Below are 12,847 nucleotides of genomic sequence, written 5' to 3' on the forward strand. Positions count from 1 at the left end.
CCTCCCTTTGATGACTTACTTATGCCTGCTCCGCAGGTTTTCCACCACATCCGTCAAATTCAGCCCCTGATCCTGCAGCAGCACCAGCAGGTGATACATCAAATCCGACGCCTCATTCTTCAGCTCGAACTGGTCATGCACCGTTGCGGCCAGCGCGGTCTCCACGCCTTCTTCTCCCACCTTCTGCGCAATACGCTTGGTTCCGCTGGCGTAAAGCTTCGCGGTATACGAACTCTCCGGGTCGGCGTGCTTACGTTCCGCCAGCAGCTGCTCCAGCTGATATAAGAACAGCCACTGATGGCCGGTTTCGCCAAAACAGCTTGAGGTGCCTTTATGGCAGGTTGGGCCAATCGGATTGACCAGCGCCAGCAGGGTATCGTTATCGCAATCCGGGGTGATGCTCACCACGTTAAGGAAATTGCCTGACGTTTCCCCCTTGGTCCACAGACGCTGTTTGGTCCGCGAATAAAAGGTCACTTTGCCGGTTTCTTCGGTTTTCGCCAGCGCATCCTGATTCATATAGCCCAGCATCAGCACTTCACCAGAAACGGCGTGCTGCACGATGACCGGCATCAGACCGTCGGTTTTTTGCCAATCCAGCTGTTCACTTAACATACCCTAATCTCCACGCCCTGTGCTGCCAGGTACGTTTTCAGTTCACCAATGTTGATAATTTGCTTGTGGAACACCGAGGCGGCCAGCGCGCCGTCGACGTTAGCGTCGCGGAAGGCTTCCAGGAAGTGTTCCATGGTGCCCGCGCCGCCGGATGCAATCAGCGGCACGCGGCACACGGCGCGCACCTTGCTTAACTGCTCCAGATCGTAGCCGTTACGCACGCCATCCTGATTCATCATATTGAGGACGATCTCGCCGGCTCCGCGCTTTTGCACTTCCTGCACCCAGTCCAGGGTTTCCCACTGCGTCACCCGCGTCCGACTTTCATCGCCGGTATACTGGTTGACGTGATACTTGCCGCTCGCGGCGTCAAACCAGGTATCAATACCCACCACAATACACTGCACGCCGAACCGATCGGCCAGGCGGGTAATCAGCGTGGGATCCGCGAGGGCAGGGGAGTTGATGGAGATTTTATCCGCGCCGAAGGAGAGGATTTGCGCCGCATCGTCCAGCGACTTAATACCGCCGGCGACGCAGAATGGAATGTCGATCACTTCCGCGACCCGCGACACCCAGCTTTTATCCACCACGCGGCCGTCGCTGGAGGCGGTGATATCGTAGAACACCAGCTCATCCGCGCCTTCGTCGGCATAGCGTTTAGCCAGCGGGACGATATCGCCGATGATTTCGTGATTACGGAACTGCACGCCTTTCACTACCTGGCCGTCGCGAACGTCAAGACAGGGGATTATCCGTTTTGCCAGCATTGAATGGCCTCCGTTACGTTGAATTTACCTTCCAGCAGCGCCCGGCCGACAATTACCCCGCGCACTCCGGTTCCGCACAGCGCGGCGATATCATGCAGATCGCCAATGCCGCCGGAGGACTGAAACGCGACCTGCGGATAGCGGGCGCAGACTTCTTCATACAGTGAGACGTTAGACCCGGCCAGCGTCCCGTCGCGGGAAATATCGGTACACAGCACGTGCTGCAGGCCGACGGACTGATAGCTCTCCACCAGTTCTTCCAGGGTTACGCCGGAGTTCTCCTGCCAGCCGCTGACCGCCACCTGCTTGCGGCCTTCCGCGTCGATCCGTACGTCAAGCGCCAGCACCAGATGCTGCGGGCCAAAACGTGTAAACCAGCCTTTCACCACTTCCGGCGACTTCACCGCCGTCGAACCCACCACCACGCGCGCCACGCCCGCTTCAAGCAGGGCGGCCACGTCTTCTTCCGTCCGCACGCCGCCGCCAACCTGTACCGGCACATTGACGCCGGCAACCAGGGTTTTTAGCAGCGGGATTTGACGCTTAGCCGGATCTTTCGCCCCGGTCAGGTCGACCAGGTGCAGCACTTCGGCCCCTTGGGCGGCATAGGATTGCAGGCGCGGCAGCGGGTCGTTGCCGTAGTCGCGCTGCTGGCCGTAATCGCCCTGATGGAGACGGACGACCGTACCGTCAATTAAATCTAAAGCAGGAATGATCATCACATCTCCAGGAAGTTTTTCAGCAGCTGCGCCCCGGCGCTGCCGGAGCGTTCAGGGTGGAACTGGACGCCAAAAAAGTTATCTTTCTGCACCGCCGCGGTGAAGGCCTCGCCGTAGCTGCACTGGGCGATGGTATTGACGTTGACCGGCATCGCGTAGCTGTGGACGAAGTAAAAATACGCCCCGTCTTCAATGCCGCGAAACAGACGATCGCCCGCTTTGGCATACACCTGGTTCCAGCCCATATGCGGCAGCGGCAGGCCGTGGTCGGTCATTTTCGGCACGTCCTGCTCGATAATGCCCAGCAGGTCGACGCCGTTGTTCTCTTCGCTGCGTTTTCCCAACAGCTGCATGCCGAGGCAAATGCCCAGCACCGGCTGGGTACAGGCTTTAATCAGTTCGATTAACTCGCGCTCGCGCAGCTGGTCCATCGCCGCCTGCGCCGTCCCCACCCCCGGCAGAAACAGCTTATCGGCGCGCAGCACCACATCCGGGTCGCGGCTGACCTGCGGCTCATAGCCGTGGCGGCTCACTGCGGATTTCACCGAATTGAGGTTGGCGCAGCCGGTATCGAGGATCACCACGTTCATCAGAGTACCCCTTTCGAAGACGGCAGCGTGTCGCCCTGGACGCGAATCGCCTGGCGTAGCGTGCGGCCGAAGGCCTTAAACAGGCTCTCTACGCGGTGGTGGTCGTTTTTGCCCTTGGTTTTCAGGTGCAGAGTGACCGCCATGGTATAGGAGAGCGAGCGGAAGAAGTGTTCCACCATTTCGGTGCTCAGATCGCCAACGCGCTGATAGGTAAAGTCGGCTTTATATTCGAGGTGCGGGCGGCCGGAGATATCCAGCGCGCAGCGGGCCAAACATTCGTCCATCGGCAGCACAAAGCCGAAACGGCCAATGCCGCGCTTATCGCCGAGCGCCAGCTTCAGCGCTTCGCCGAGCGCCAGCCCGGTATCTTCCACGGTGTGGTGATCGTCGATATACAGATCGCCACCAACGTTAACCTCCAGGCGGAAGCCGCCGTGGGTAGCGATTTGGTCCAGCATATGATCGAAGAAGCCGACGCCGGTGGAGATTTTGCTGCCGCCTTCGCGGTCCAGCCACACTTTCACATCCACCTGGGTCTCTTTGGTGATGCGCTCAACGTGGGCGTAGCGGTCGCGGCGGGTTAGCTGTTCGCAAATGGTCGGCCAGTCCAGCTTTTCGCGGTCATAGCGCAGGCCGGTAATGCCCATGTTATCCGCCAGCTGAATGTCGGTCGCACGGTCGCCAATCACGTAGCTGTGGGCTGTGTCCATCACCCCTTGTTCCAGCCACGGCAGCACCAGTCTGGTTTTCGGCTTGCGGCAGTCGCAGTTATCCGCCGGGAGATGCGGGCAAATCAGCACTTCGTCAAAGTTGACGCCCTGGGAGGCGAATATTTGCATCATCAGGTTGTGCGGGCCGTCGAACTCGTCCTGCGGCAGGCTGGCGGTTCCCAACCCATCCTGGTTGGTGATCATCACCAGCTTGTACCCTTCCTGCTGCAGCTTGAGCAGGGCCGGGATCACCTGCGGCTCAAAGGCCAGCTTATCGAAGCGATCTACCTGAAAATCAACCGGTGGCTCGGAAATCAGCGTACCGTCACGGTCAATAAAGAGAAACTTCTGGGTCATACATTCTCCGCAGTCAAAGCGTCAATGACGCGCTGGCTCTCTGCACGGGTACCGATAGTGATACGCAAACAGCCGCTTAATGAAGGTTGTTTATTCTGGTCACGTAAGATAATGCCCTGATCCCACAAAGATTTAAACACCGCGCTGGAGGCGGTGATCCGCGCCAGAACGTAGTTGCTCTCGGAGTCGAACACCTCTTCAACGCAGGCGATGCCGCGCAGCTGGCTCACCAGATAATCGCGTTCGGCGAGGATCTGCGCCACGCGCGCCCGCATGGCGGCAAGGCCTTCCGCGCTGAGCGCCTGGGCGGCGATATCGGCCACCGGCGTGGAGAGCGGATAAGGCGCGATAACCTTCATCAGCACGTTAATCACCTCGGCGTTGGCGAGGGTAAAACCGCAGCGCAGTCCGGCCAGGGCGAAGGCCTTGGAGAGGGTACGCAGAATCACCAGGTGCGGATACTCGTTCAGCCAGGCCGCCAGCGTGGCCTGCGGGCAGAATTCGATATAGGCTTCATCCGCGACCACGATGGCTTTACCGCGCGTCATCTCCAGCAGGGTGCGAAAATCTTTCGGGTTGATAATCTGCCCGGTCGGGTTATTCGGGCTGCAGACGAAAACCACTTTCACGCCGTCGAGATTAGCCGCGATGCCCGGCAGATCTAACTGCCAGTCGGCGAGCGTCGGCACCGTACGGCAGGTCACGCCGATAGTTTCGGCGCTGACGCTGTACATGCCGTAGGTCGGTGGGCAATAGAGCACCGCGTCCTGGCCCGGCTCGCAGAACGCGCGGATCAGCAGTTCAATGCCTTCGTCGGCGCCGCGACTGACCAGCACCTGCTCCGGCTTGACGCCCGCATACTGTGCGTAGCGTTCAATGACCGCTTTCGGCTGCGGTTCCGGGTAACGGTTCATCGTCTGCTCGGTCAGTTGGAACTCTACCGCGGTAGGGAATTCGTTGGCGTTCAGCCAGACGTCGCCTTTACCCCCCAAACGGCGAGCTGATTGATACGGCGTCAGCGCGCGGACGTTGGCGCGGGCTAAATCTTCAATGCTCATGCTTGCTCCTTAAGGGCTGCAACGCGCAGCGTAACGGCGTTTTTGTGGGCGTCCAGGCGCTCGGCGGCGGCCAGAATTTCAATCGTTGATGCGAGGGCGGCAAACCCGTCACGCGACAGCTCCTGCACGGTCATACGTTTCTGGAAATCCGCCAGGCCGAGGCTGGAGCAGGTCGCGGTGTAGCCGTAGGTCGGCAGCACGTGGTTGGTGCCGGAGGCGTAATCGCCGGCGGATTCCGGCGACCAGTCGCCGAGGAATACCGAACCGGCGCTGGTGATACCGTCTACCAGCTCGCGGGCGTTACGGGTCTGAATAATCAGGTGCTCCGGGCCGTACTGGTTGGAAATCGCCACGCACTGGGCGATATCGCGCGCCACGATGATGCGGCTGGCGGAGAGCGCCCCGCGGGCGGTTTCCGCCCGGGACAGCGCGGCCAGCTGGCGCTCAACGGCTTGCGCGACGCGGGTGGCCATATCGCTATCCGGCGTCAGCAGGATCACCTGCGAATCCGGGCCGTGCTCGGCCTGGGAAAGCAGGTCGGACGCGACGAAATCCGGGGTGGCGCCGCTGTCGGCGATCACCAGCACTTCCGACGGTCCGGCGGGCATATCGATAGCCGCACCGTCAAGACGTTGGCTCACCTGGCGCTTGGCTTCGGTCACGAAGGCGTTGCCCGGGCCAAAGATTTTATCGACCTTCGCCACCGATTCGGTGCCGAACGCCAGGGCGGCAATCGCCTGCGCGCCGCCGACGTTAAAGATATTGCGCACGCCGCACAGCTGGGCGGCATAGAGGATTTCATCAGCAATCGGCGGCGGCGAGCACAGCACCACCTGCTGGCAGCCGGCGATGCGTGCTGGCGTTGCGAGCATCAGCACCGTTGAGAACAGCGGCGCCGAGCCGCCGGGAATATATAAGCCGACGGAGGCGATAGGGCGGGTCACCTGCTGGCAGCGCACGCCCGGCAGGGTTTCAACATCCACGGCCTGCAGCTGCTGCGCGTTGTGGAAGGTTTCGATATTTTTGACCGCTACGGCCATCGCCTGCTTGAGCTCGTCGCTCAGGCGCGCGCCGGCGGCGGCAATCTCTTCGTCGCTGACCTTCAACGCCTTGACGTCGGTTTTGTCGAACTTCGCGCTATATTCACGCAGAGCCGCATCGCCATTGTCTTTGACGTTATTGAGGATCTCCGAAACCGTCTTGCTGATGCTCTCGGAGGCGGAAATGGCCGGGCGCATTAAGAGTTGTTGCTGTTGTTCAGCGCTACAGCCGTTCCAGTCGATAATTGTGTTGAAGCTCATGGTTGATTCCCCTGTTTATCCCGTGACCGACCCGCCGGATTACTCCATCATCTTCTCAATCGGCAGGACCAGAATGGAGCTGGCGCCCAGCGCTTTCAGTTTTTCCATGGTTTCCCAGAACAGGGTTTCGCTGCTCACCATGTGCATTGCCACGCGCTGCTTGTCGCCGGCCAGCGGCAGAATGGTCGGGCGCTCGGCGCCGGGCAGCAGGGCGATCACTTCTTCCAGGCGTTCGGTCGGCGCGTGCATCATGATGTATTTTGATTCGCGGGCCTGAATCACCCCCTGAATACGGGTCAGCAGGCGGTCGATCAGCTGCTGTTTGCTATCGGCCATCTCGCCGTCGCGCTGGATCAGGCAGGCTTTGGAGCGGAACATTACTTCCACTTCGCGCAGGCCGTTCGCTTCCAGAGTCGCCCCGGTTGAGACCAGGTCGCAAATCGCGTCGGCCAGACCGGCGCGCGGGGCCACTTCAACCGAGCCGTTCAGCAGGCAGGATTTGAACGAGATGCCTTTCTGGTCAAGGTAGCGCTTCAGCAGATGCGGGTAGGAGGTGGCGATGCGTTTGCCGTCCAGTGCCGCCGGGCCGTCCCAGGGTTCATCCGCCGGGGTCGCCAGCGACAGGCGGCAGCCGCCGAAGTCGAGACGACGCAGGGTGAAGTAGCGCGGGTCTTCGCCCTGAGCGCGGCGGCTCAGCAGCTCTTCCTCCAGCACGTTTTCGCCGATAATCCCCAAATCGACCACGCCGTCCATGATAAGGCCCGGAATATCGTCATCACGCACGCGCAGAATATCGATGGGCATATTTTCCGCCAGCGCGATCAGGCGCTGGGTGTGGAGATTCACTTTGATGCCGCAGCGGCTGAGTAATTCGCGTGAATCTTCGCTTAAACGCCCTGATTTCTGAATAGCTATGCGTAAACGGCTGTTGTCTAACATTCTTATTTTCCTCTGTAACCCTGTCTGAATCTGTCCGAATTCGGTCCAAAAAAAAGCCCCCGGAAGCGAATCTTCCGGGGGCTCTCTTTGCGTTCATGCACCACTGGAAGATCCAAACGTCTTCCAGCACACATCGCCTGAAAGACTAGTCAGGATGATGGTGATGATGGTGGTTTTTAAATTGAACGCTGTTCATAAAATTCTCTGTGAATGACTATGCATTTGATGCCTTTTAACCTAAACCACTTTACTCGCATAAAGCAAGGGCTTTTTTCTATCATTAATTCATTTCATATTGACCGAAGAAATTGTCAGTTGCCGCCAGCTGGCGTAGCCTTAAGTCAGCACAGCGAAAAGTCAGGAGCAAGGGGATGAAAAAGGTCGCGATTGTAGGTTTAGGATGGCTGGGTATGCCGCTTGCGCTGTCGTTGATGTCGCGGGGATGGCAGGTGACCGGCAGTAAGACCACGCAGGATGGCGTGGAGGCGGCGCGGATGTGCGGCATCGACAGCTATCCGCTGCGACTGGAGCCGCAGCTGGTCTGCGACACCGAGGATCTGGATGCCTTAATGAACGTCGACGCGCTGGTGATTACTTTACCGGCGCGGCGGACCGGTCCCGGAGAGGAGTTTTACCTTCAGGCGGTACAGGAAATCGTTGATACCGCGCTGGCGCATCACGTGCCGCGCATCATATTCACCAGCTCAACGTCGGTTTACGGCAACGCCAGCGGCACGTTGAAAGAGAACTCCCCCCTTAATCCGCAAACCGCCAGCGGACGGGTGCTGAAAGAGCTGGAGGACTGGCTGCATAACCTTCCAGGCACCTCGGTGGACATTCTGCGCCTCGCCGGGCTGGTGGGGCCGTCCCGTCATCCGGGGCGCTTCTTTGCCGGGAAATCCGCGCCGGACGGCCAGCACGGCGTCAACCTGGTGCATCTCCAGGATGTGATCGCCGCGATCGAACTGTTATTGCAGGCTCCGAAAGGCGGGCGCATCTATAATATATGTGCGCCTAAGCATCCCGCGCGCGGCGTCTTTTATCCGCAGATGGCCCGCGAGCTTGGGCTTCCCGTCCCCGTATTCTCTGATAACCCGGAGAACGGTAGCGGCAAGATCGTGGATGGCAGCCGTATTTGCAACGAACTGGGGTTTGAGTATCAGTACCCCGATCCGCTGGTGATGCCGATGGAGTAATGCGCCAGCGGTGAATCGCGTACCGTAAGGGGGAGCGATGAAACCACTGCTGGATGTGCTCGTCATCCTTGATGCCCTCGATAAAGAGGGCAGCTTTGCCGCCGCCTCGGCGAAGCTCTATAAAACGCCCTCGGCGCTGAGCTATACCATTCATAAGCTGGAAAGCGATCTCAATATTCAACTTCTCGACCGCAGCGGCCACCGGGCGCGCTTTACCCGTACCGGGCAGATGCTGCTGGAAAAGGGGCGCGACGTGCTGCACACCGCCCGCGAACTGGAAAAGCAGGCCGTCAGGCTGCATCAGGGCTGGGAAAATACGCTGATACTCAACGTCGACGCCACCTTTCCGTTCCCGCTGCTGGCCCCGTCGATCGCGGCGTTTTATCGCCAGCATCACGCCACCCGCCTTGAATTCCGCCGCGATACCCCAGGCGCAAACTGGCAGATGCTGATGGAAGGGCGGGCGGATCTTCTGCTGGGCGTACTGGGCGACCCGCCGGCGCTCAGCGGCTGCGCCTCGATTCTGCTGGGAGAGGTGGCGCAGGCGTTTGTTGTTGCGCCCCAGCATCCGCTTGCGCAGATTGCCGGTCCGCTGGGATGGCGGACGCTGCGCCGCCATCGGGCGATTACCACTGACGGCGCGTGGCCGCAGGCCGAAGGCCAGGAGAGCCTGACGGTATTCGATCTTCCCGCCCAACTGATGCTGCTGTGCGCCGGACTGGGCTGGAGTTATTTACCGCTATTTCAGGTGCAGGCATTAATTGCCCGCGGCGAGCTACTCATAATAAAAACGACGGTCCCCGAACCGGTCAATCGCGCATGGATAGGCTGGAATGAAGACGTTTGCGGGCAGGCGGGAGAGTGGTGGCGAAAGGAGATATTAGCAAATAGTGCTATCCATCAGGTCTATAATACTAAAATCGTATGAATATTAATCTGTTAGAGAATCACCGGGATTATTAAGCCTTGTAACATCTTGTCATCGGGCCAGCAGTTGTTGCAAAATACGCGTCCTGAAAATCAGAAACTGGCCGACGCTTTTTTAAAGTGTCGGTTATTTTTTTGGTTGAAAGACACATCATTCAATACCAAGAGGCCGGGCTTCGTACCGGATAGATATTTACTAAAAACCGACAGTGGTTGTCGCTGAGGAATACAAAGAAATGGGGCAATTTTTTGCTTACGCGCTGGCGTTCACCGTAAAAGGGGATAACTATGTCGCATAACGCTACTCCAAAAACCTCTCGCGTGGAATTACGTAAAACGCTTACGTTAATTCCGGTTGTCATGATGGGCCTGGCCTATATGCAGCCGATGACGCTGTTCGATACGTTTGGTATCGTCTCTGGATTGACTGATGGTCACGTTGCGACGGCTTACGCCTTCGCACTGATCGCCATTCTTTTCACGGCGCTGAGCTACGGTAAACTGGTTCGCCGTTTCCCGTCGGCGGGTTCCGCTTATACCTACGCACAGAAATCCATTAGCCCGGCCGTTGGCTTTATGGTGGGCTGGTCATCGCTGCTGGACTACCTGTTCATGCCGATGATCAACATTCTGCTGGCCAAAATTTACTTTGAAGCGCTGGTGCCTTCTATTCCATCGTGGATCTTCGTTGTCGCGCTGGTGGCCTTTATGACCATCTCCAACCTGCGCAGCATCAAGACCGTGGCGAACTTCAATACCCTGATCGTTATCCTGCAGATGGGTATCGTGGCGGTGATTGTTGGCCTGATTATCTACGGCGTTATGCACGGCGAAGGCGCGGGCACGCTGACCAGCACCCGTCCGTTCTGGTCTGAAGGCGCGCACGTGGTGCCGATGATTACCGGCGCGACCATCCTGTGCTTCTCGTTCCTCGGCTTCGACGGCATCTCTTCGCTGTCTGAAGAGACCAAAGACGCGGAGCGCGTGATCCCGAAGGCTATCTTCCTGACCGCGCTGATTGGCGGCCTGATCTTTATCGGCGCTTCCTACTTCCTGCAGCTGTACTTCCCGGACATCTCGCGCTTTAAAGATCCGGACGCTTCGCAGCCTGAAATCATGCTGTACGTAGCGGGCAAAACCTTCCAGTGGGGCGTGCTGATTTTCTCCAGCGTTACCGTGCTGGCATCCGGCATGGCCGCGCATGCGGGCGTTTCCCGTCTGATGTACGTGATGGGCCGCGACGGCGTGTTCCCGACGCGTTTCTTCGGCTACGTGCATCCGAAATGGCGTACTCCGGCGTGGAACGTGCTGCTGGTTGGCGCGATTGCGCTGCTGGCGATTAAATTCGACCTCGTCACGGCGACAGCGTTGATTAACTTCGGCGCGCTGGTGGCGTTCACCTTCGTTAACCTGTCGGTGATCTCCCAGTTCTGGATCCGTGAAAAGCGCAACAAAACGCTGAAAGACCACTTCAACTATCTGATTCTGCCGGTGTGCGGCGCGCTGACCGTCGGCGCACTGTGGATCAACCTCGAAGAGAGCTCCATGGTTCTCGGCCTGATCTGGGGCGGTATTGGTCTGGTCTACCTGGCCTGCGTGACTAAAAGCTTCCGCAACCCGGTACCGCAGTACGAAGACGTCGCGTAATCACGTTTGATGATGTGAAAAGCCGGAGGGAAACCTCCGGCTTTTTTGTTTGCAGTCTCCCTTCGGGAAACGGCTACTCAAAACAGGCGCTGCGTTCCCAGCACTCGTCGCAGCTTGGCGAACGGCAGATAACTTCTCCCTGCTGCAGCAAACAGCGCTGACGATAAAAGAACTTTTTCCAGCGCATATTGTGTTCGTTCATCACCACCAGCTGCGGAAAGCAGTCGCTCATCAGCAGGCGTAATTCGGCGCGCGACGCCAGACCAAGATCCTGCCAGAGATGGTTAAACGCCAGCGAAACCTCGGCGATAATCTGCGCCATCGGCCCGGCATCCTGCTGCATCCAGCCCGCCAGCCACGCGCCCAACTGCTGGCGCTCCTCTTCGCGGGTGGCGTTGAGCTCCGCCATCAGGCGGCGGCGGGTGAGCGTCTCGCCGTCGAGCGGCGTCTCAGCCTCGCCCAACCGCCGGCGCAGCGCCTGCCAGTCGCGCGGGCTAAGACCCATGCGCAGAGGAAAGCTGCCTTGACCCGCGTGATACAGCAGCCATAAGCGCCTCAACCAGTCGAGCGGCGGCATCAGGCGACCCCCTTATGCGGTAACGCGGCAGGCCAGCTCCCCCGACGCTGTTGCCACCACGCGGGCAGCACTTCGGAGACCGGCCGCCACGCGCCGTCAATGCACGGTTCAATGCCTTCCTGTTCCAGCTGTTGCCACGGCGTATGGCCGATACGTACGCAGAATACGGCTTTAACGTCCGCCAGCAGTTCGAGGATCGCCGCAAACCGGGCTGCGTTATCCTGCGGCTCGCAGTCATCGCGCCCCTGACAATATTTGGGCGTAAAGCGCTCGTTGACCAGCACCATGCCGGCGGCCGAGAGGCTGTAAATGTAGAACCGGTCGGCGTGGCCAAAGTGACAATCAATGACGTCCCCGCGGCTTGACGCCACGGCGACCAGGCAGGCGTCATCGGCTTCAGATTCGCCGCGGGTCGCAATGCTGGCGTGCAGCTGCGCGCGCTGGTGGAGGATCGGCAGCCAGGCCGGGAGGCTCTCTGGCGCCGGCAGCTGGGTAAACTGCTGGCTGCGGTCTTCGCCGAGCATCCCGATGGCGTCGGCGCGACACTGGTGGCAGTGGGTCATCTGCGGCATCACTTCGCCGCACCGGCTGCGGGTGGCGGCGAGCGTCTCGGCGTCCGGCTCCGGCTGGCCGTTGAGGCCAAATACCGTGCCGTGCTCCGGCCTGGCGATCAGCGGCATAATATTATGGATAAACGCGCCGCTGGCCCGCAGCGCGCGGCTCACGTCGGCCATGCCGCTATCGTTGATGCCGGGGATCAGCACTGAATTTATTTTCACCAGCACGCCTTTGGCGGTCAGCCTGCGTACGCCCTCAAGCTGACGGGCAATCAGGATCTCTCCCGCTTCGCGCCCGCTGTACCGTTCGCCGTCCAGCCATAGCCAGGCGTAGATTTGCGCGGCAATCTCCGCGTCGAGGGTGTTAATGGTGACCGTGACGTGGTCAACGCCGACATCCAGCAGGCGGTCCACCGCGTCAGGCAGCATCAGTCCGTTGGTCGACAGGCATAATTTCAGGTCCGGCAGCTGTTCGCGGATCAGCTCCAGGGTACGAAAGGTGCGGGCGATATTGGCGAGCGGATCGCCGGGCCCGGCGATGCCCACCACCGAAAGCTGCGGGATCGCCTGCGCGACCTGACGCACTTTCACGACCGCCTGTTCAGGCGTCAGCAGCGTTGACGATACCCCGGGGCGGGACTCGTTGCTGCAATCGAATTTGCGGTTACAGTAGTTGCACTGCAAATTGCAGGCAGGCGCAACGGGCAGATGCATCCGCGCGAAACGGTGATGCCCATTGCGAGAGTAGCAGGGGTGCGCGGCAGCTTTATCGGCCACAAGCGGCGTCAATGCGCTGTCATCCGCCGGGCGGCAGGCTTTGCCGCCAGAAAAAGAGGAGCAGGAAGTCATGGTCGTACCTTCGTGGTTGGGCGATACCTTCCTGC

15 protein-coding genes and 1 other annotated feature are annotated in these 12,847 nt (G+C 59.6%); of the genes, 4 read left to right on the plus strand and 11 right to left on the minus strand.

Annotation, left to right across the window (positions count from 1 at the left end; genetic code table 11):
* Positions 1 to 15: 15 nt before the first annotated feature.
* From hisIE to hisL, 9 genes are all read right to left on the minus strand, one after another.
* On the minus strand, positions 16 to 615 hold the full coding sequence (gene hisIE, locus EGY08_RS25565) for a bifunctional phosphoribosyl-AMP cyclohydrolase/phosphoribosyl-ATP diphosphatase HisIE (RefSeq protein WP_004122447.1): 600 nt from the start codon (positions 613 to 615) through the stop codon (positions 16 to 18).
* Complete coding sequence (gene hisF / locus EGY08_RS25570) at positions 609 to 1,385, minus strand: imidazole glycerol phosphate synthase subunit HisF (RefSeq protein WP_004122444.1); 777 nt, start codon at positions 1,383 to 1,385, stop codon at positions 609 to 611. The genes hisIE and hisF overlap by 7 nt, the downstream gene beginning before the upstream one ends.
* Entirely contained in the window at positions 1,367 to 2,104 is a 738-nt protein-coding gene (gene hisA, locus EGY08_RS25575; protein ID WP_123829120.1) for a 1-(5-phosphoribosyl)-5-[(5-phosphoribosylamino)methylideneamino]imidazole-4-carboxamide isomerase, read from the minus strand. The genes hisF and hisA overlap by 19 nt, the downstream gene beginning before the upstream one ends.
* Positions 2,104 to 2,694: an imidazole glycerol phosphate synthase subunit HisH gene (gene hisH / locus EGY08_RS25580; protein WP_004122439.1), complete on the minus strand. Its 591-nt coding sequence runs from the start codon at positions 2,692 to 2,694 to the stop codon at positions 2,104 to 2,106. The genes hisA and hisH overlap by 1 nt, the downstream gene beginning before the upstream one ends.
* Positions 2,694 to 3,761 carry a bifunctional histidinol-phosphatase/imidazoleglycerol-phosphate dehydratase HisB gene (gene hisB, locus EGY08_RS25585; protein ID WP_004122437.1) on the minus strand — a complete coding sequence of 356 codons (1,068 nt, stop codon included), beginning with the start codon at positions 3,759 to 3,761 and terminating at the stop codon, positions 2,694 to 2,696. Before hisB ends, hisH begins: the two co-directional genes overlap by 1 nt.
* Positions 3,758 to 4,819, minus strand: a complete 1,062-nt coding sequence (hisC, locus tag EGY08_RS25590; protein ID WP_004122434.1) for a histidinol-phosphate transaminase — start codon at positions 4,817 to 4,819, stop codon at positions 3,758 to 3,760. The genes hisB and hisC overlap by 4 nt, the downstream gene beginning before the upstream one ends.
* Positions 4,816 to 6,120 carry a histidinol dehydrogenase gene (hisD, locus tag EGY08_RS25595; protein WP_004122432.1) on the minus strand — a complete coding sequence of 435 codons (1,305 nt, stop codon included), beginning with the start codon at positions 6,118 to 6,120 and terminating at the stop codon, positions 4,816 to 4,818. Before hisD ends, hisC begins: the two co-directional genes overlap by 4 nt.
* A 39-nt stretch (positions 6,121 to 6,159) precedes the next feature.
* Positions 6,160 to 7,059 (minus strand): ATP phosphoribosyltransferase, encoded by a 900-nt coding sequence (gene hisG / locus EGY08_RS25600; protein ID WP_004122431.1) that lies wholly within the window; start codon positions 7,057 to 7,059, stop codon positions 6,160 to 6,162.
* 47 nt (positions 7,060 to 7,106) lie between these two features.
* Positions 7,107 to 7,229 (minus strand) — a sequence feature (His leader region).
* Complete coding sequence (hisL, locus tag EGY08_RS25605) at positions 7,205 to 7,255, minus strand: his operon leader peptide (protein ID WP_009654477.1); 51 nt, start codon at positions 7,253 to 7,255, stop codon at positions 7,205 to 7,207. Its footprint overlaps the feature before it by 25 nt.
* A 175-nt stretch (positions 7,256 to 7,430) precedes the next feature.
* Here hisL and EGY08_RS25610 point away from each other — a divergent pair, with 175 nt between their 5' ends.
* The 4 genes from EGY08_RS25610 to EGY08_RS25625 all read left to right on the plus strand — a co-directional run bounded on the left by EGY08_RS25610 (position 7,431) and on the right by EGY08_RS25625 (position 10,829).
* Positions 7,431 to 8,255 (plus strand): SDR family oxidoreductase, encoded by an 825-nt coding sequence (locus EGY08_RS25610; RefSeq protein ID WP_004122430.1) that lies wholly within the window; start codon positions 7,431 to 7,433, stop codon positions 8,253 to 8,255.
* Between the two features lie 37 nt (positions 8,256 to 8,292).
* On the plus strand, positions 8,293 to 9,183 hold the full coding sequence (locus tag EGY08_RS25615; RefSeq protein WP_123829121.1) for a LysR family transcriptional regulator: 891 nt from the start codon (positions 8,293 to 8,295) through the stop codon (positions 9,181 to 9,183).
* 235 nt (positions 9,184 to 9,418) lie between these two features.
* Positions 9,419 to 9,481: a membrane protein YoeI gene (yoeI, locus tag EGY08_RS31455; protein WP_096335043.1), complete on the plus strand. Its 63-nt coding sequence runs from the start codon at positions 9,419 to 9,421 to the stop codon at positions 9,479 to 9,481.
* Positions 9,471 to 10,829 carry an APC family permease gene (locus EGY08_RS25625; RefSeq protein WP_004122426.1) on the plus strand — a complete coding sequence of 453 codons (1,359 nt, stop codon included), beginning with the start codon at positions 9,471 to 9,473 and terminating at the stop codon, positions 10,827 to 10,829. Before yoeI ends, EGY08_RS25625 begins: the two co-directional genes overlap by 11 nt.
* 73 nt (positions 10,830 to 10,902) lie before the next feature.
* On the opposite strand, the gene EGY08_RS25630 is transcribed toward EGY08_RS25625, so the two are convergent.
* Entirely contained in the window at positions 10,903 to 11,406 is a 504-nt protein-coding gene (locus EGY08_RS25630) for a nitrogen fixation protein NifQ (protein WP_004122425.1), read from the minus strand.
* The gene (gene nifB, locus EGY08_RS25635; protein WP_004122424.1) at positions 11,406 to 12,812 is read right to left on the minus strand and encodes a nitrogenase cofactor biosynthesis protein NifB; all 1,407 of its coding nucleotides are present in this window, start codon (positions 12,810 to 12,812) and stop codon (positions 11,406 to 11,408) included. The genes EGY08_RS25630 and nifB overlap by 1 nt, the downstream gene beginning before the upstream one ends.
* Positions 12,813 to 12,847: the final 35 nt, after the last annotated feature.

The organism is Klebsiella sp. FDAARGOS_511 (assembly GCF_003812845.1).
Lineage (GTDB): Bacteria > Pseudomonadota > Gammaproteobacteria > Enterobacterales > Enterobacteriaceae > Klebsiella > Klebsiella grimontii.

Coding starts and splice junctions, on each gene's coding strand:
- EGY08_RS25615 (WP_123829121.1), top strand. CDS start 8,293: ATGAAACCACTGCTGGATGTGCTCGTCATCCTTGATGCCCTCGATAAA.
- hisH (WP_004122439.1), bottom strand. CDS start 2,694: ATGAACGTGGTGATCCTCGATACCGGCTGCGCCAACCTCAATTCGGTG.
- hisF (WP_004122444.1), bottom strand. CDS start 1,385: ATGCTGGCAAAACGGATAATCCCCTGTCTTGACGTTCGCGACGGCCAG.
- EGY08_RS25625 (WP_004122426.1), top strand. CDS start 9,471: ATGTCGCATAACGCTACTCCAAAAACCTCTCGCGTGGAATTACGTAAA.
- hisC (WP_004122434.1), bottom strand. CDS start 4,819: ATGAGCATTGAAGATTTAGCCCGCGCCAACGTCCGCGCGCTGACGCCG.
- EGY08_RS25630 (WP_004122425.1), bottom strand. CDS start 11,406: ATGCCGCCGCTCGACTGGTTGAGGCGCTTATGGCTGCTGTATCACGCG.
- hisB (WP_004122437.1), bottom strand. CDS start 3,761: ATGACCCAGAAGTTTCTCTTTATTGACCGTGACGGTACGCTGATTTCC.
- hisD (WP_004122432.1), bottom strand. CDS start 6,120: ATGAGCTTCAACACAATTATCGACTGGAACGGCTGTAGCGCTGAACAA.
- hisIE (WP_004122447.1), bottom strand. CDS start 615: ATGTTAAGTGAACAGCTGGATTGGCAAAAAACCGACGGTCTGATGCCG.
- hisA (WP_123829120.1), bottom strand. CDS start 2,104: ATGATCATTCCTGCTTTAGATTTAATTGACGGTACGGTCGTCCGTCTC.
- nifB (WP_004122424.1), bottom strand. CDS start 12,812: ATGACTTCCTGCTCCTCTTTTTCTGGCGGCAAAGCCTGCCGCCCGGCG.
- EGY08_RS25610 (WP_004122430.1), top strand. CDS start 7,431: ATGAAAAAGGTCGCGATTGTAGGTTTAGGATGGCTGGGTATGCCGCTT.
- hisG (WP_004122431.1), bottom strand. CDS start 7,059: ATGTTAGACAACAGCCGTTTACGCATAGCTATTCAGAAATCAGGGCGT.